The sequence below is a fragment of the Companilactobacillus insicii genome (assembly GCF_003946015.1).
GTDB classification, from domain to species: Bacteria; Bacillota; Bacilli; order Lactobacillales; family Lactobacillaceae; genus Companilactobacillus; species Companilactobacillus insicii.
The window spans coordinates 1-18,473 of the sequence record NZ_RHNU01000043.1 but is presented as its reverse complement, the minus strand read 5'-3'; the positions used below and the strand labels follow the sequence as shown (position 1 = coordinate 18,473).

Sequence of the window (18,473 nt, the reverse complement as noted above, 5' to 3'; positions counted from 1 at the left end):
ACGAAGTATTTTATTCAGAATTTTCTAAATATTGTTAAGAAAGCATTAAGATGTTGCACTTGGACTTGACATGTGCCCATTAAATCTCGCTTCGTATAATATATATTATGTAACCTCAAATGAGATTTAAGAATCCTTATTGAAAATATTCGTGCTAAGTTGCTAAATTTGATTAAGTTAACTACTAGTTAATTATATAGATATAATCGGTTTATTGTCAGCAAATTGAAACAGCAAAATAATTAGAAAAATAAAATTGTCTTGTAACCATCTGGATCCTTCAAGGAATGATCGTATAAGTCTAATCTAAGTGTCCTTTTAGGATTATTTTAAAAAGTTCTAATGATGACGACAATTGATACCCTAACTGGTGCCTAGAATTAACGTATGAGATTGAAATTCTTACTGCAGATTAAGTCGTTGAATTGTCAATTTACATATAGTTTTAATTAATACTAAGCTGTGTTTATTCTAACGGACAAGTCTGTAGAGTTTAAATGAACATGACGTCTCAGAGCTCATCTCGAGTGCTTGTTGACAATAAGTAAACGAAAAATTGCCACTTAAAAATCAAGTAAATACAATAAAATAAATAGTCTAATTGGAAATTTAATTAATTAAAGTGTTAGATACTTATTGATTATTATGATCTTGATTACTTTAATTTGATGATAAGAAAAAAGTACGTATCAAAGTATACTTATAATCTTCATAAATGCTATTATATCAACCTTTGTAGTTACTAATCTAATCGATTTTGGCAAACGCAATTAATTTTATGTATTACTCAAAAACCTTTATATAAATGGTTTTTCAATGAATATATGATTTATTGATTATAACAACAACTGGGTACCTGGTGTGTTATTAATCGCGTACTTTCATTAAAACAGACATTTTAATGAAAGTATTAGGTAAAAAATGACTAGGGGACTTGATTATTTTTAAATTCACCAGTATCATAAAGTATTATAAGAACATACGTTTGGAGAATGCTTATATGGAAAAACAACATTATTTGAAATTGATAGACGAAGAACTTTCCAGTTCACCTTGGTATGTTAAAGAATATTATCAAGCAAAATCAACTATTCCTCTGTCACCTGCCACATTATATCAGTATCTTACGGAGTTTCGTCGATTCTTTAACTGGTTGATCAGTGAGAATATAGTATCAGTTTCCCAACCCGCTTACATTGATATTGAGATATTGGCAGAACTTAAAAAGGAAACTGTTGAATTATATAAATCTGCCCTGCTTAATCAAACTAAATTGACGGGCGATGGCAGTCGAACTCATCCAACAATTAATCGTTCGCTGAATGCCCTCTCGTCACTATTTAAATATCTGACAGAGGATACTGAAGATGAGAATGGTGAGGCATATTTTGATCGTAATGTTATGCATAAGATTGCTTTAGTTAGAACAAACGAAACCTATGCGACAAGAGCTGCTAATTTAAAAACTAAACTTATGCTAGGGAAAATCGATCATGATTATCTTGATTTTATAGATCATAAATATGAATCTAACCTTTCATCAGTTCAGAAACGATATTTTGATCGTGATAAAAAACGTGATCTTGCAATAAATGCCTTGCTACTGGGAAGTGGCCTTAGAGTATCTGAAGCAGCAAATGCAGATCTTCGTAACCTTAATCTAAAAACTGGAACAATTGGAGTCGTTCGTAAAGGCGGTCAACGTGATACCGTTCCAATCGCACCTTGGACATTGCAATATATTAAAAATTATGTTGATCAACGAACTGAAATATATCATGCTACAAATGACGACCGCGCCCTTTTTCTTAGTATTTATCGTGGAAAAGCCTCACGTATGCAGGCTAATTCGATAGAAAAAATGGTTGCTAAGTATTCAACAGTATTTAAAGTCCGTATCACACCACATAAACTCCGTCATACATTAGCATCAAAGCTATACTTAGCTACTAAGAATGAACAATTGGTAGCTACTCAGCTAGGCCAAAATTCAACTAGTGCTACCGGATTGTATACTCATATCATTGATGAAGAGCAACGTCAGGGATTAGATAAGATGTAATTTCAATGTGAATTTAAGTAGAAAAATTTTTTGCTATTTTTTTGTAAAAACGAACTTTATTTAACAATCCCTATTCAAGATAATAGGAATTACATTAGACGCTAATTTAGTGAGCTCCATCGAATTTTCCAAATGTGTGCTTTCGGCAATCTTGTTTGACTCACGAAAAGCTGTGTTAATTCATAATCAATATCTCTATCATTTGTCATAAACTTTGACTTTAGCAGGAAATCCCGTGATGCCTGCTAATTCTATTTAGAAATCTTAATTGGTCCACGTTCTGTAGAATTGGTTTTAAATTAACTTTACGTTTTTTCTTATTTTTGAGTGTTGATTTTTTAATTATGTTTTCGTAAAACATATATTATAACTATAATTAAAAGATTAATGTAATGCTTTCCTAATTTTTTACAAAAAAGAGATGTCTATTTCTAGACATCTCTCAATAATATTAAAATTTTGAGTTAAATGCTAAGCACCTGTTAAATCAGTTTTCATTAACCATGCATTTGTACCAACACGATACATTTTAACACCCGTATAAGCATTTGTTGAACGCCTGTCTGTCTTCCACATGGTTCCAGCTGGAACTCTTGTACCGGTTGCTAAACCACTATCAGTGTATATCATTGCATTATTAGTTGCTGTAACCACTGTACCAGCTAAAAAGCTAGCCCATGGTGTAACATCATCAGCCAATACAAAGCCATTATTACTTACATGATAATAAAAACTATTATCCATGATAGCGATGATATCAGACGACCAAGATGTATTTGCAGCTAATACAAGATCAGTTTTATTACCATATCTATCATATACAGATACAGGTGCATTTTTAGTAGTTACACCACCACGTACATCAGCAACTGCATATCCGTCTCTAGCCTTATAATCGGCATTCTTACGTTTAGAATCAACCAAATTATATTGAGATACGTTAGCATAATCATTTTCGTTAGTTAAGTAATAACTGTATAGATCACTTGCTGCATATCTGCTATGAGCTTCAGCATCATTTCCCATTTCTTGTGAGAAATATACCATTCCATTGGAACCAACACTAACACCAATTCCAACGTAATTGATGTATGGATTTAACATGTTTTTTCTATGACCATAATTAGGTTGTGGATCGTAATATTCATTATAAAACTCAGCAGTAATCTTTTGTGCAATTACAGTTGGATCAGTTGTACCCAACATCGTAAATGGCATTTGTGCAATATTTTCTTCAGCATCTAAATAGTATGGATACATATTGGCTGAATTCCATCCTGCATGATCATCAACACCTGTAGAAGTGAAACTGTCTGTTCTTGTCTGAGCATATGCATTTAATACTCCAACAGAGGTTAATGTCGACAATCCGTTTTGTGCACGCAAACTATTAAGTTCAGCAAGCATAGCACTTCTAACCGCAGACAAATCAATATCTTGCACTGACTGAACTTTTGTTGTTGCACTTGTTGCTGCAGTTGAACCGTTAGTCTTTGCACCGTTTGTATTAGTTGTAGAAGAATCATCTGTGGATGTATTACCTACTGTGGTATTAGTATCCTTAACAACTTGGTTTTCGCTGTCGTTCTGATTATTAGTTGCAGTAGATACAGCTGTATCATTACCTGTGTTAGTTGAAGTAGTATCAGCTAATGCAGTAGTACCACCGAAACTTGTACTTAACAATACACCCGTTGCCAAAAGTAAGGCTACTTTTTTCGAATTAGAAAACATAATAATCCCCTTTTCTTCAATGTATAGCTAAACTAATTTTACCCTAAATAAAAATTAAATAAAGACTTGATTATTAGTATTATTCTAAAACATTACGGAAAAATAAAAAAGCCTTACGGCTTTTATTATTAAGATTTATCTATATCTCGCATCCAAGCAATAGCTAAGGCATCTTTACCCAAGTGTGTACCAATAACAGGGCCAAAATATGATCTATCTATTGTTAAGTCAGGATATTCTATTTGAAGCTGTTTTGCCCATTCATCGCCTGATTTCTTGTCATCAGCATCAATAACCAGCAATCTGAGTGGTTCTTTTGATCTAATAACAGCTTGTTCTAGCTTTTCTTCAGCTTTTAGTTTAGCCTTTTTAAGGGAACGAACTTTGTCATAAGCCACAATTTTGTGTGTTTTGTTATCAAACTCAAGTAATGGCTTAATATTAAGCATTGTACCGATAACTGCAGATGTATTAGACAGACGGCCACCTTTAACCAAATTCTTAAGATCATTAACAACAAACGATTCACCCATAGAGTTTCTTAAAATATCTAGACGATTGATAATCTCTTCTTTGGTCTTATCATTTTGTGCCATACGTGCTGCCTCTTGGACCATATAACCCATCAATCGTACTGTTATCCATGAGTCATATACGGTAACATCGATATTTTCAATTGTTTTAGCAGCCGTCTTAAGATTATTAACAAATCCAGAGATAGTACTTGCTAAATGTATTGAAATTACGGTATCATAGCCTTCTTTAGCCAAGTTATCGTACAATTTCATCATTTCACCAATCGAAGGTTGTGCAGTTGAAGGAAGTTCTGGTGAATTTTGAAGCAATTCGTAGAACTCTGATGTAGTAATATCAATATCTTCGCGATAAGTTTTGTTATCAAACACTACCTCGATCGGTACGACTGTTATATTATTATATTTATCGACTATATCTTGTGGTAAGTATGATGTACTGTCTGTTACTATGGCTATTTTCATAAATTTATCAATTCCTTGTTTGGTTACGTATAATGATTGTATAACCATTAGATTATATCATATTCATTCGGGAAATTTTTATCACGATGAAAAAATCAGAATTTGTTTCAGAAATCATTAATATTCTTACAAATTATTTTGCAAGATTAAGAAAGGAATTATTATATGTCATTTGATGGAATGTTTACCCATGCAATGGTAAACGAATTAAATCAAAATTTAAAAGGTGGTAGAATTGCCAAAGTTCAACAACCTTTTGCTAACGAGCTAATATTAACCGTTAGAAGTAATCGAAAAAATCAGCAACTGTTATTATCAGCACACCCAAGCTATGCACGTGTTCAAATAACTAAACAACCATTTGCAAATCCAGCAAAACCTTCCACATTTGTAATGTCGCTTAGAAAGTACATAACAAGTGCGATTGTCCAGGATATTCGACAATTAAACAATGATCGTGTTGTCATGATTGATTTGAGTGCTAAGAACGAGTTAGGAGATATTCACGAATACACGTTAACAATAGAAATTATGGCTAGACACAGCAATATTTTCTTAATTAGTAAAGAAACTGGAAAAATTGTTGATCTAATTAAACGAGTATCACCAGAAAACAACAGTTTTCGTGGACTACTTCCAGGTGACGACTATAAGTTGCCACCCGCACAAAACAAAGCTGATCCATTTAAAGCTGATACTTCTGAATTCGATGGACTAGATGATCCAAAAGATATCCGACAAAAATTTGAAGGTATCGGAATCGATACATCGAATGAAATGGCTGCAGTAGACAACCTCCCTGAATTTATTAAACAATATGGTGATATAAAACCAAACACTGCAAAAATGAATTCAAATAAAAAATTAGGATTTATGCCAATACCATTTACTAAAACATCTGAAATGGTTAACACATACCCTACTTTAAGTGATTTACTGGATAGTTACTATATTGATAGAGCCAGAATTGATCGTATTGAGCAACAAACAAAATCAATTACTAATCGACTAGACATTATCTTAAAGAAGGATAAGTCAAAAGTTAAAAAGCTAAATAAGCAACTAGATCAGACAAAGATCATGGGCGAATACAAACTATACGGTGAACTACTAACAACTTATATGTCACAAGTTCAGCGTGGATCTAAATCAGTTACTTTAACTAATTATTACAATAATGAAGAAGTTAAAATTAAATTAAATCCTGAATTATCCCCTTCTGATAATGCCCAGAGATACTACAAGAAATATCGAAAGTTACAAAACTCCATTCCACATATAAACGAGCAACTTGAGATAACTACTAACGAGGTTAACTATCTGGAATCTGTTCTTGCATCCCTAGAATACGTCGATATTGAAGATGTTGATGGAATTATTGAAGAGTTGATAGATTCAGGCTACATCAAAAAACGTAAAAAGAACGCTCGTAAGAAACGTAAAAAGAAAATCGGTGAACCTTTTGAAACTTCTAATGGACTTGAAATAGTCGTCGGTAAAAATAACTTGGAAAATGACCAGTTAACAATGAAATTATCACAGAAGAATCACTACTGGTTTCATGTTAAAGGAATTCCTGGTTCACACGTTATTCTGAAATCCAGCGATCCTGACGAAAAATCAATCACTGAAGCCGCAACTATTGCTGCCTACTATTCTAAAGCTCGAGACTCATCAAAAGTACCTGTCGATTATCTTCAAATTAGAAACATACGCAAACCTAACGGTTCAAAACCCGGTTTTGTGATTTTTGAAGGTCAAAAAACAATTCTTGTTGATCCTAATAGAGACTTAGTAAATAAATTAAAAGAAGATTAGCCCTTGGGCCAATCTTCTTTTTTATTTAATCAACTTTGAAAGTTGCTCTTTAGTATCTTCGAAATCTAGTAAATTATACCTTTTATCATCAATTGTCATTAAATAACGACTATCTTGATTATTAAAGATTTCTTCCAATGTTTTATTATCTTCAATTTTATTACCAAGAATAAGTTTGACCAAAGTATCGATAACATGAACTGAACTAGCCAACTCATGTCGAATAATATCATTTGTCATACCTTCAAACGATTTAGTAATGACCCAATGATCATTACTTCTAACAAATTCGAAATTAAAAACATTTACTTCATGGTTATCCTCAAGTTCTTGTTCAATTAATTTTGAAATAATACTACGGTCTTCAACTGGCAAAAAGTTATTATAAGAACTAACTTCAAAAGAATGACCATCCTTTTCTTGACGATAAATAACCGATGGTACCAAATAATTATTTCCATCTGTCACGACCATAGCTCTTAATGAAATTTCACTTGGAATATCTATACTTTTTAACTGTCTAGCATTTATTTGAAAAACATCATTAGATTTTTCTAAATCCGTCAAATGTTTAGAAAAATCAATTACTTTAAACACACTATCCTCAGGAATTAAATTTAACGACTTCATTTCCATATAAGGATCATCAATCTCAATCACCTTCTCACGAGAAGAAAGTGGAGGTGTCCAAGGTTCACGACCAATAACAATTACTTCCAATCCATTTTGAGCAATAGATTTAATCAATTGCATCAAAACAAATTGTCGAACCATAATATCAGTCTTTGTAGTAATTATAGGCGACCGAACAATAATTTTATTTTTATCATTTAATTCTAGGTCACTATCAATACCAGCCGTAACGAAAAAGTTTTGATTGTTGTAATTTTTATTTGATACAGAGATGGCACGCTTACTCTTAACAACTGTTTTAGTAACTACATCATCGCTATTAAGTAATAACTTACTTTGTCCGATCCCCTTAACGCCCATTTCTACCAAACGCTCAATATTTTCAGTACCTACTTCATTACTATCAATAAGCTGCTTTACTTCTAATAAGTTCTTTAAAACCGTCAAATACGGCATATTAATACCAGTAATCTCTGACAATACGGGCATTTCAAATCTTCGTCTAAGAGCCTCAAGGAGAACGTCTAACATCCAATTGGTAGGATGAATGATCTTTTCGAACAGTTCATCATCATCTAATTGTTGTAATTTTTCACGTCTCTTTTGATTATTGTTCAATTTGTCATTAAGTGCACCTTTATTGAATACCTCTTCAATACTAAAGCCGTTAACTACAATACTTGAATCTGACGTTTTACTAGGACCCAAATACTTCTGGCCTGATTTAGACCATTGTGGGAAGCGTGAAGTTATATGGTCTACAAAAGGTTCTGAGGCACCATTAAACACACGTCCACCGTCTAACTGCAACTTATCTAAACGATATCCCAGACTTAGTTCCACAACTGCAGTAGCAATTGGATAACTAGTAGCATATTCAAGAAACTTAGTTTCCTCACTCAATCTAGGTATAAATTCAGTAATAAAATATTCATTGGTTTTGTGATTGTATGCAAAGTGAACTGTACAAATACCAATGATGTCAAACACTTGAGCCAGCTTTAACGAAGCTGTACGCATTTTTTGAAGTTTTGAATCATTTAATGATATAGCCGGAGAAATCAAATTAGAATCCAAATGGTGAATACCGATTGGCTCTATATCTTCTATAGTTCCAATTAAGGCTGAATTATCAAACTTATCACGCACTACAGTAAATGAGTATTCACTAAAACCTCGAATACTACGTTCAATTTCAATTTTAGAATCCTCAATGTCCTCTAAAGCCATGAAATTATCTAACTCGAACAAGTTATTAATATTTGTCCAACCACTAGAATGACGATTTGAATAGCGCCTTCTAGCAATAATAGGAAAACCAATAGATCTTATAAAACTATAAATTTCTTTTTCGTCATCAGAGGAAACAAAATTTATTACTGGTAATTTATTATCTGTTAACTTTTTTATAAATAGTTCACGTTTAAATGTCGCTAGTGACGCCATATAATTTGAACCTAATATTTTGACACTGCCGATCTTGCCATTCAAGCTTGATACGATTCCTAAAGCGTTACGATCTCCAACGGTAGGTAAAATTGCATCAGGGTGAAATTCTTGAACATATTGCAAAACATGCTCACCTGTTACTCTTTGGACAACAATACGATCAAAGAATTTACCAGATGAAAGCAATGAGGTAGGATCTTCAACGATAACAGAAATCTTATATCCTAGCTGATGCAGAATTTCCACAGTATCATACATCGCCGTCGATAAATCAATATTCTTGTCACTAGTCGTTGGACCAATAACTAATATACTATGAGGTTCATTCTCTACCACTGATCAATACCTCCATCCTGAAACTTGATTGAATCTATCAGATCAATAAATTCATCAAATACATAATAGCCATCATTTGGCCCGGGTACCGCTTCTGGTTCAAATAATACACACATAATTGGCAAGTATTCGTGACGAATACCCTCAATACTACCGTCAGCGACACAAATATTAGTAACAATAAAATCAGATGAACCAATATACTTATCATCTATTGTGTACGAGTGATTGTGGTTAACAAAATCAATCTTGCCACTGGCGACTTCTTTAACAGCCAATGAGGATTCGTGATGTGGCTGATCAAGTTTTATGATTTTACAATCGTTGGCCAGTGCAATCAATAAGTTACCTAATCCAATACCAAGAATTGGGTATTTTTTTTGCAACACCTTGATTGTCTTGATTGTTTGAGGAATGTCACTTGGGGATCCTGGACCGTTAGAAAAAATAATTCCGTCTGGATGCAAGTTTTCAATTTCTTCAGGTGTTGCATTGTAGTTAACAATAACTGAGTTGCAATCACGATACGATAGCTGGCGCAAAATAGAATATTTCAGACCCAAGTCAACTACAACGATTTTAATTCCTATATTAGGATTTGGATATGATTGTCTAGTTGAAACACGCTTGACTAAATCAGGTGGTAATACTAATGCCTTGATTTGATCAATTGCATGCTCATCATGGGTGTCCATGATACTAGCTTTCATTTCTCCATATTCTGAAATATGCTTAGATAATGCACGGACATCAACATTTTTTATACCAGGAATTCCTAAACTAGCAATCCAATCTCCAAATGAAACTGAACCGTCAATTGTTGTATCACTAGACGATCCAATGACGACTCCCTTGCACTGTGAGTTAATTGACTCGTAAAAATCACGATTGATTCCCGAACTACCGATTGAAGGTATAGTAAAAGCCAGTATTTGGCCTTCAGCGTCAGGATCCGTCACTGATTGTTCAATACCGGTACGATTGTTTGAAATTATTAATTGTCCAGTTGTGATTATCGATGAACCAAAACCAACACCTGGAAACACTGTTCCATCTTCTAAAATTAAATAACGCTTCATTAAAAGCAACTCCTAAAATAATTAATTGATAAGAACATCAACTAATTACTCGATTTCAATCTTATCCTCACCATCAATTTCTTTCATAGAAACTTTAATTTTTTCTTTTTGAGAAGTAGGGATATTTTTACCAACAAAATCGGCACGAATTGGTAATTCACGATGACCACGATCAACTAAAACAGCAAGTGAAATTTTCTTAGGACGTCCGACACTCATCAAGGCATCCATAGCTGCACGTATTGTTCGCCCAGTATACAAAACATCATCAGTCAAAATAACGTGTTTATTATTAATATCAATTCCTAATGGTTGTGGCTCAACGTCTGCTGGATTCTTTTCCTCATTTGTAACATCATCCCTATACGGAGTAATATCCAGTTCAGAAACAGGAATACTAATGTTTTCTAGTTGTTTAAGACGCGATTCAATTCTATGTGCCACGTAAACGCCTCTTGTTTTGATACCCACTAATACTAAATCATCAATTCCTTTATTACGTTCAATAATTTCATAAGTAATACGAGTCAATGCTCGTGTCATAGTTTGTCCATCAATTATCTCTTTGGCCATAACAACTCTCTCCTCTTCTTTAAAAAAGGCACTCACAACGTGAGCGCCTTAATTTATTTCTCACTGTATTAAATATTAACTAAATTTATACAAGAGTACAATGTCAAAGCTTATTAGTACGCAACTTTTCTAAAGTTTTTTGAAATATTTTTGGAGGTTCAACAGAAAATTCCATCCACTTATGAGTTCTAGGATGTTCAAATCCAAGTGTTTTAGCGTGAAGAAATTGTCCATTTCCTTCCAAAGTATTCTTTGGGGCATACAAAGGATCTCCAGCAACTGGATGCCCAATGTATTGCATATGCACCCTAATCTGATGAGTGCGTCCCGTTTCTAGTTTTAATTTAAGAAGTGAGTAATTTTCAAATTGTTCTAAAACCGTAAAATGAGTCACTGCATGACGACCATCGTCGACCACAGCTTGTTTTTTTCGATCATTCTTAGATCTACCAAGCGGTGCATTGATTTTTCCGTTAACCTCTTTGAAGTTACCATGCACAATTGCAAGATATTCTCTCAAATTAGTCTTTGCTTTAAGTTGTTGCATCAGTGACTGCTTTGCTAAATTATTCTTTGCAATCATCAACAATCCAGAAGTATCCTTATCGATCCGATGAACAATACCTGGGCGAATCATATCATCATCATTAATCTTACTATGATACAAAATGGCGTTTACCAACGTACCATCTCGATGACCTGCTGCTGGATGGACGACCATTCCTTGCGGCTTGTTTACGACAATAACATCGCTATCTTCATAAACAATATCGATTGGAATATCTTGGGGAATTGCCTCAATTGGTTCTTCCTCTGGAATAGTAATATTTATTTTGTCGCCAGAAGTCAATTTCATACCAGTTTTTGTGGCTGGTTCTCCATTGACCAAAATATTACCATCTTTAATAAACTTTTGAATTTGTGATCGAGTTAAATCATCTAAACTGTCATTCACAAAACTGTCTAACCTAGTTTTTTTAACGTCTTCAAAAACTAAGTCTATTGGATTATTTGCTATGTTTTTCACCCTCCGTCATAAATATTAATGAAATAATTATAAGTATTACTCCTACCGTAATATAAGTATCAGCTAAATTAAAAATAGGGAAATTAACAAAATCAAAACTAAACATATCAACTACAAAATGTCTTGTAAAACGATCAATAGCATTTCCAATTGTTCCAGCTAATAAGAATAACAGAGAAAAGCGATAGATATAATCTTTTTTATCAGATTTAATAAACAAATAAAGTAATATGACGACCGCTACGATAGTTACGATGTAAAAGAAAATCATTTTTCCTTCTAGCATACTCCACGCTGCACCAGTATTCGTTATGTGTGTTAAAGACAAAACACCAGGTATAAATTCATGAAAAGTCATCGTAGGGATGTTGGCAACTACATAATACTTAAGTGCTTGATCACCAATAATAAGCGCTATGAAAAGTACTGTATATACAATAGGCACTAGAATAACCCACTAATTCTGCCGTCATTATCAACATCCATGTTCAATGCAGCGGGTTCTTTTGGTAGTCCTGGCATAGTCAAGATACTTCCTGTAAGTACAACAACAAAACCAGCACCTAATTTAGGAACTATTTCTTTAACGTGTAGTGTAAAGTCTCTTGGACTGCCCAATTTCTTTGGATTGTCACTCAAAGAATACTGAGTTTTAGCAATACATACTGGCAGATCATCCCAAACATTATCCTTTAATGTCTGTAATTGGCGTAATGCTTTTTGGCTGTATTCAACATTATTAGCACCATAAATCTCTGAAGCAATAGTATCTATTTTTTCAATAGTAGGTTGTGCGTCCTCATACAGGCGCGCATAATTAGCATCTTTATCAGCTGCTCTTACAACCATTTTTGCTAAATCAATTCCACCCTTGCTTCCATTATGGTGTATATCGGCGACAGAAACTTCCACTCCCAATTCATCACATAACGTTTGAAGCAATTTAATTTCATTATCAGTATCTGTCGCAAATTTATTAATAGCAACAACAACCGGGACATGATAGTATCTCATATTTTGAACATGTCGTTTTAAATTCTTAAATCCTAAGTTCAGTGCATTAAGATCTTCATTTTGAAGATTCTTCAGAGCTTGTCCGCCATTGTATTTCAAAGCACGAATAGTTGCCACGACTACAACGGCATTAGGAGCATGACTCAGTTTTGGTGTGACAATGTCCATAAATTTTTCTCCACCAAGATCGGCTCCAAATCCAGCCTCAGTTATCGTATAGTCTCCTAACTTCATTGCTAAATTAGTAGCCAGAATACTATTACAACCATGTGCAATATTTGCGAAAGGCCCACCGTGCACAATAGCAGGTGTATTTTCCAGTGTTTGCACCATATTAGGCTTAAGTGCATCCTTCAATAGCATGGCAATAGCACCCTCTACACGTAGGTCACGAACAAAGATGGGTTTTTTATCGTAAGTGTAAGCTATCAAGATGTTTGATATACGTTCTTTTAAATCATCAATATCTTGTGATAAACATAAAATTGCCATCAACTCGCTAGCAACGGTAATTTCAAAATGATCTTGTCTAGGGATAGAATTGGCGGGTCCTCCCAAACCAATTGTTATACTACGTAATGCACGATCATTAATATCTAAAGCGCGCTTCCAAATAATTCTACGAGGATCAATATTTAATGTGTTGCCTTGATGTAAGTGATTGTCAATTAGCGCTGCCAACGTATTTGTAGCGCTAGTAAGTGCATGCATATCACCGGTAAAATGAAGATTTATATCCTCCATTGGTACGACTTGAGCATAACCTCCGCCTGTTGCTCCACCCTTCATCCCCATAACAGGACCAAGTGATGGTTCTCTCAAGGCCAAAATTGATTTTTTACCAATAGCTTGTAGTGAATCTGCCAAGCCGATTGCAACAGTAGATTTTCCTTCTCCAGCAGGAGTTGGATTGATAGACGTTACTAAAATTAATTTGCCATCATCATTCTTCATAGCTTTACGAATACCGCTAGCAGATATTTTTGCCTTGTAATGTCCGTATGGCTCAATATCTTCCGAACCCAAACCAACTTTATTAGCTATTTCATTAATGTTTTTCATTTTATCATGCTCATTTATTTGAGCTATTTCAATATCACTTGGAAATGACAATTGTTTCACCAGCTTCTTTTCTAATTTTCTTTAAAACTTTTTTAGTTGAAGTAATCTTCAGTGGAAAATAATCATGATTTTCGAAAATAAACTCAAGTGTCCATTCACCATCATTTATAAGCTTTACATCAGATCTATTAAATACTCTGGCTTTATAATAATTAGGTTCTTTAATAATAATTTGGTCGTTATCAAATTTGACCCAAGAATTAGTTATAATATAAATTACGAGAATAATTCCCATAATCCACGCTAAAAATGGAAGAAAGCTGAAACTAAATACTTCTAATTGCAGAACTACACCTAGGCATAAAATACTTAGGGCCAGTGACCACATAATAATTCCCCATGAGCCAGTGGGTTGAACGAAATATTTCTTTGACATAATTACTCCTGAAAGGTTTTTAATAAGATGATTAAATTGTACACCGACGCTGGTTTAAATTCTAATTTAAATCTAGCCGCCACCGCCTATGTTATAAAATATAATAATCAAACAATCAATTGTGTCCAACAACAAAATCCTAACGATAATCACTATTTAGAATTTTTGGCATTAAATTTAGCACTTGATGATTTAGCAAATCGTGACTGGAATAATGACATACTGTTTATCCATTCAGATAGTAAAATTTTAACAGATAGTATAGATAAAAAGTATTCTAAACATTATCAACCAATTTTAAATGAAATTCTTACTAAGCTCACAAGCTTTCCATCCTACTTTGTGAAACATATCTCAGATAAAGATAATCGAGCCGCTCATAGCTTGGTTCATCACGAATTAATTAAATTGCGCAAGTAAGTGGTTTTTGATGTTAGATTTGTGAAAGTTGTGATATTATTGAATCGCTTACAAAAATATTCGAGGGGGCTTTTTAATGTATTACGTTGTAATGAAAGATCGAGATATCCGTGATAACTTGGCAACGGAACAATATCTCATGAATAACGTTGAATTTGACGAACCACTTGTTCTTTTCTATATCGAAGGACCATGTATCATTGTTGGCCGTAACCAAAACACGATGGAAGAAATTAATCCTGACTATATCAAAGACAACAATATCACAGTTACTCGTCGTTTATCTGGTGGTGGAGCTGTATATCAGGATCTTGGAAATCTATGCTTCAGTTTTATGGTAGACTCAGACGATAAAAACTTCGGTGATTTCAAGTCATTTACTCAACCTATCATCGACGCATTACACCAAATGGGAGCAACCACCGCAGAAGTTTCTGGAAGAAATGACTTATTGGTTGATGGCAAGAAATTCTCTGGTAATGCTATGTATTCAAGAAATGGCAAAACATTCTCTCATGGTACATTGTCATTAGATGTTGATCTTGATGTTCTAACAAAAGCCTTGCACGTTCAAAAGGATAAGATCGCATCTAAAGGTATTAAATCAATTAGAAGTCGTGTTACTAACGTTCGTCCATATTTGGATGAGAAATACCAAAATCTAACAACTGAACAATTCCGTGATAAGTTATTACTAGAATTATTCCACGCAAACTCATTAGATGAGATCAAGGATCATGAATATATAATTACGCCTGAAGACCAAAAAGAAATCGATAAGATTAAAGAGAAGTACTATTATAATTGGGATTGGGTTTACGGTAAATCACCTGAATTTACTGCAAAACAAAGAAAACACTTCGATATGGGTACTGTTGATGTTCGTTACAACGTTGTTGACGGAAAAATCAAAGATGCTCAAATTTATGGTGATTACTTTGGTATGAAAGATGTAACAGATATTAAAAATAAATTGCTAAATACTAAATTCGATCGTGATGATATTCTTGCAGTAATGGATAACTTTAATCTTGATGATTACTTTAAGGGTATCTCTCAAGACGAATTATTGAACTTGTTTACTCCATAAAATTAATCAAAATCAAACAAAAATAATGAGGTATCAAGATCTTTTAAAATCTTGATACCTCATTTATTTTACCAATTTTATAGATTTTGACCTTTTTCCCAAGTTGTCTTGGAAAGTAACAATCCCTGTTTAACTATCTTGTCGAATAACTCGTGTGTACGCTTGGATATCTCCCCTGCGGTATCCAAATTGCTCTCAGTTAATAACTCAGACACATTTTGAATCGAAGTATTAATTGATCTATCAGTACTTTCTACACGCTGACGGGCGTATGATTGACAACTATCTAGATATTCATGAATCATATCTGAGTATTCATGATAATGTGGTTCGATTAGAACGGATAAAGTTTTCTCCAGCCAATACACATTATTAATATCAACATCATTCGTTGTATTCTTATAGTCTTCAGGAGTATCAGTGATGTTTGTATAAAATGGCACATATGGACTATATGCGAAAAATCCTAGAGATAACCACTGAATTGCTGCATGATTAGCATCGACATCATTTCTAATTTGAAGAATAGACGACGCTTGATTGCGATCCATAGCAATTGAACGAAACTGCTTTTGTTCTGAGTCTGTTCCGGACGCAAATGTTCCAAATGGATCGTATTTCGTTCCATTGTAATGTGATGATAAGAAATATTGAACGTCTTCGATCGAAATTTTCTTACTTGGTTTTCTAATTAATGGCATATCTTGTGACGTTGGTTCTTGGTCAACTTCCGGATTAAATAACTTCTGACCATACCAAGTACGCGGAGTATTATAATATGCATCTGCTTCACTTTGAGTACCAAAAATTGCACGAAAGTTAAAACTGTCTGGATAAGGGTTCAAGTGATGTTTTTCAACGAATTCAACCAAGTCTGTTGATACTAGAAAGTTTTCTGTATCATCCACATTAACCTCTTGCATAACAGTTTGATTAGGAACGATTGCATAGGTATCCTCCGGTAATCGCATTGCTGCCCAATGATGTCCACCGGCTGTTTCTAAAAGCCAAATTTCATTCTTATCATTAAAAGCAATACTGTTACATTCACCAGTCCCATATTTCTCCAATAGAGCACCTAACCGTATTGCCCCCTCCTTTGCTGTTTTGATATACGGCAAAACCAGGGTCAACATTGCTTCTTCATCAATCCCATCGTGAACTAATGGATCATAACCTAAAACCCGAGCATTAGTTGCAGTTGTTTCCGTAGAACTCATACCAACGTTGTACTCATTGATTCCAGCTTCTTCATACTGACCATCACTTTGATCAGCTTGAGGTGTTGCGGTGTAACGATATGCGTGATCAGGCAGTGGTACACTAACGCCAGTTGTTATAGATACATAATGTGCATCTTTTTGATCCTTCGCTTCATGAGCAACAAATTTAATCGGATTGATTGGACCATAACCGTCTTCATTACGGGCGACAATAGTGGAACCATCCATACTAGCCGCTTTACCAACTAGAATTTCAGTACAATCAGAACTTGTATTTTTCATTTACGTTCACTCCTTATTTGTTAACTATTAGTATAGGATTAAAATTTGATCTATACCAGAGTGAATATTAGAATTTTTATAATTAATTAAAAATATTTTAGGAGGAACTTATGTATTTTTATCGTATGAAATCAAAAGATATCAGAACCAATTTGGCACCCGAACAATATTTAATGAACAACGTAAATTTTGATGAACCATTAGTTTTGTTTTATATTCAAAAGCCATGCATTATTGTCGGACGTAATCAAAATACTCTGGAAGAAGTTAATCTAGATTATGTAAAGGAACATAACATAACCGTAACTAGAAGGATTTCCGGTGGTGGAGCTGTTTATGACGACTTAGGCAACATAAGTTTTAGTTTCGTTGTAAATTCGGACAATGAAAACTTTGGAGATTTTAAGAAATTAACTGCTCCTATAATTAATGCACTTCATGATATGGGAGCAACCACTGCTGATATTTCTGGAAGAAATGACTTATTGGTAGATGGTAAGAAATTCTCCGGCAACGCTATGTACACTAAAAACAACAAAATGTTTTCACATGGTACATTAGCCTACAATGTTGATCTAGATGTTCTAACTAAGGCTCTGAACGTTCCAAAGGATAAGATTCAATCTAAAGGTATTAAGTCTGTCAGATCCCGTGTAACTAATGTGAAGCCATATTTAAATGAAAAATTTCAGAATTTAACTACAGAAGAATTTCGTGATCGTTTGATTCTTGAATTATTCCATACAAATGATTGGTCAAAAATTGCAGATAAAGAATATAAATTAACTGATACAGATAAAAATGCAATTCAGAGTTTAAATGATAAATATTACTTTAACTGGGATTGGGTATATGGCAAATCCCCTGACTATCAAGTTAAAAATAGAAAACATTTCCCAATGGGAACTGTAGATGTTAGATATAACATTTCTTCTGGGAAAATTAATAATATGGAAATATTTGGAGACTACTTCGGTGAAAAGGATTCGATTGATATAAAGGAAGCGTTACTTGGTCAAGAATTCAAGGAAAATGCCATAAATGACACTCTTAGCCAATTTAATCTAGATCATTACTTTAAGGGAATTCCTCAAAGTGAATTACTAAAATTATTTATTCCATAAAACAAATAATCCCAACTATCAAAATCACAAATAGTTGGGTCTAAACTTTCTGGTATTGGTGAAAGCCAATACCAGTTTTTTTATTGTCTAAATTTCTGGATAGAAAAAGGACC

Annotated in this window: 15 protein-coding genes; 5 read left to right on the top strand and 10 right to left on the bottom strand. The window is 33.8% G+C overall.

From position 1 onward, the window contains the following. Nucleotides 1-1,000 precede the first annotated feature (1,000 nt). Nucleotides 1,001-2,062, top strand: a complete 1,062-nt coding sequence (gene xerS, locus EKM79_RS10955) for a tyrosine recombinase XerS (protein WP_125568735.1) — start codon at nt 1,001-1,003, stop codon at nt 2,060-2,062. A 471-nt stretch (nt 2,063-2,533) separates the two neighbouring features. Here xerS and EKM79_RS10950 read toward each other — a convergent pair whose 3' ends face one another. After that, a complete protein-coding gene (locus EKM79_RS10950; protein WP_125568733.1) occupies nt 2,534-3,796 on the bottom strand; it encodes a CAP domain-containing protein in 1,263 nt (420 codons plus the stop codon). A gap of 128 nt (nt 3,797-3,924) precedes the next feature. Continuing rightward, entirely contained in the window at nt 3,925-4,794 is an 870-nt protein-coding gene (locus tag EKM79_RS10945; protein ID WP_125568731.1) for a DegV family protein, read from the bottom strand. 165 nt (nt 4,795-4,959) lie between these two features. On the opposite strand from EKM79_RS10945, the gene EKM79_RS10940 reads away from it, so the two are divergent. Beyond that, a complete protein-coding gene (locus tag EKM79_RS10940; protein ID WP_125568729.1) occupies nt 4,960-6,612 on the top strand; it encodes an Rqc2 family fibronectin-binding protein in 1,653 nt (550 codons plus the stop codon). 21 nt (nt 6,613-6,633) lie between these two features. On the opposite strand, the gene EKM79_RS10935 is transcribed toward EKM79_RS10940, so the two are convergent. The 7 genes from EKM79_RS10935 to EKM79_RS10905 all read right to left on the bottom strand — a co-directional run bounded on the left by EKM79_RS10935 (nt 6,634) and on the right by EKM79_RS10905 (nt 14,221). Continuing rightward, nucleotides 6,634-9,030 (bottom strand): ATP-binding protein, encoded by a 2,397-nt coding sequence (locus EKM79_RS10935; protein WP_125568727.1) that lies wholly within the window; start codon nt 9,028-9,030, stop codon nt 6,634-6,636. Beyond that, nucleotides 9,024-10,109: a carbamoyl phosphate synthase small subunit gene (locus tag EKM79_RS10930; RefSeq protein WP_125568725.1), complete on the bottom strand. Its 1,086-nt coding sequence runs from the start codon at nt 10,107-10,109 to the stop codon at nt 9,024-9,026. The genes EKM79_RS10935 and EKM79_RS10930 overlap by 7 nt, the downstream gene beginning before the upstream one ends. A gap of 45 nt (nt 10,110-10,154) precedes the next feature. Continuing rightward, nucleotides 10,155-10,682 (bottom strand): bifunctional pyr operon transcriptional regulator/uracil phosphoribosyltransferase PyrR, encoded by a 528-nt coding sequence (gene pyrR / locus EKM79_RS10925; RefSeq protein WP_125568723.1) that lies wholly within the window; start codon nt 10,680-10,682, stop codon nt 10,155-10,157. A 103-nt stretch (nt 10,683-10,785) separates the two neighbouring features. Next, nucleotides 10,786-11,709: an RluA family pseudouridine synthase gene (locus tag EKM79_RS10920; RefSeq protein ID WP_246005683.1), complete on the bottom strand. Its 924-nt coding sequence runs from the start codon at nt 11,707-11,709 to the stop codon at nt 10,786-10,788. Beyond that, nucleotides 11,690-12,154, bottom strand: a complete 465-nt coding sequence (lspA, locus tag EKM79_RS10915) for a signal peptidase II (RefSeq protein ID WP_125568721.1) — start codon at nt 12,152-12,154, stop codon at nt 11,690-11,692. Before lspA ends, EKM79_RS10920 begins: the two co-directional genes overlap by 20 nt. Next, nucleotides 12,154-13,785, bottom strand: coding sequence for a formate--tetrahydrofolate ligase (locus tag EKM79_RS10910; RefSeq protein WP_246005682.1), 1,632 nt, complete (start codon nt 13,783-13,785; stop codon nt 12,154-12,156). Before EKM79_RS10910 ends, lspA begins: the two co-directional genes overlap by 1 nt. 34 nt (nt 13,786-13,819) lie before the next feature. Further along, the gene (locus tag EKM79_RS10905) at nt 13,820-14,221 is read right to left on the bottom strand and encodes an EbsA family protein (RefSeq protein ID WP_125568718.1); all 402 of its coding nucleotides are present in this window, start codon (nt 14,219-14,221) and stop codon (nt 13,820-13,822) included. A gap of 27 nt (nt 14,222-14,248) precedes the next feature. Here EKM79_RS10905 and EKM79_RS10900 point away from each other — a divergent pair, with 27 nt between their 5' ends. Next, nucleotides 14,249-14,641 carry a reverse transcriptase-like protein gene (locus tag EKM79_RS10900; protein ID WP_125568716.1) on the top strand — a complete coding sequence of 131 codons (393 nt, stop codon included), beginning with the start codon at nt 14,249-14,251 and terminating at the stop codon, nt 14,639-14,641. Nucleotides 14,642-14,717: 76 nt separating this feature from the next. Continuing rightward, nucleotides 14,718-15,731 carry a lipoate--protein ligase gene (lplA, locus tag EKM79_RS10895; protein WP_125568714.1) on the top strand — a complete coding sequence of 338 codons (1,014 nt, stop codon included), beginning with the start codon at nt 14,718-14,720 and terminating at the stop codon, nt 15,729-15,731. Between the two features lie 77 nt (nt 15,732-15,808). Here the strand turns inward: lplA (EKM79_RS10895) and EKM79_RS10890 are convergent, their stop codons facing one another. After that, nucleotides 15,809-17,236 carry a C69 family dipeptidase gene (locus EKM79_RS10890; RefSeq protein WP_125568712.1) on the bottom strand — a complete coding sequence of 476 codons (1,428 nt, stop codon included), beginning with the start codon at nt 17,234-17,236 and terminating at the stop codon, nt 15,809-15,811. Nucleotides 17,237-17,346: 110 nt separating this feature from the next. Here EKM79_RS10890 and lplA (EKM79_RS10885) point away from each other — a divergent pair, with 110 nt between their 5' ends. After that, nucleotides 17,347-18,360 carry a lipoate--protein ligase gene (gene lplA, locus EKM79_RS10885; RefSeq protein ID WP_125568710.1) on the top strand — a complete coding sequence of 338 codons (1,014 nt, stop codon included), beginning with the start codon at nt 17,347-17,349 and terminating at the stop codon, nt 18,358-18,360. The last annotated feature ends 113 nt before the right edge of the window (nt 18,361-18,473 follow it).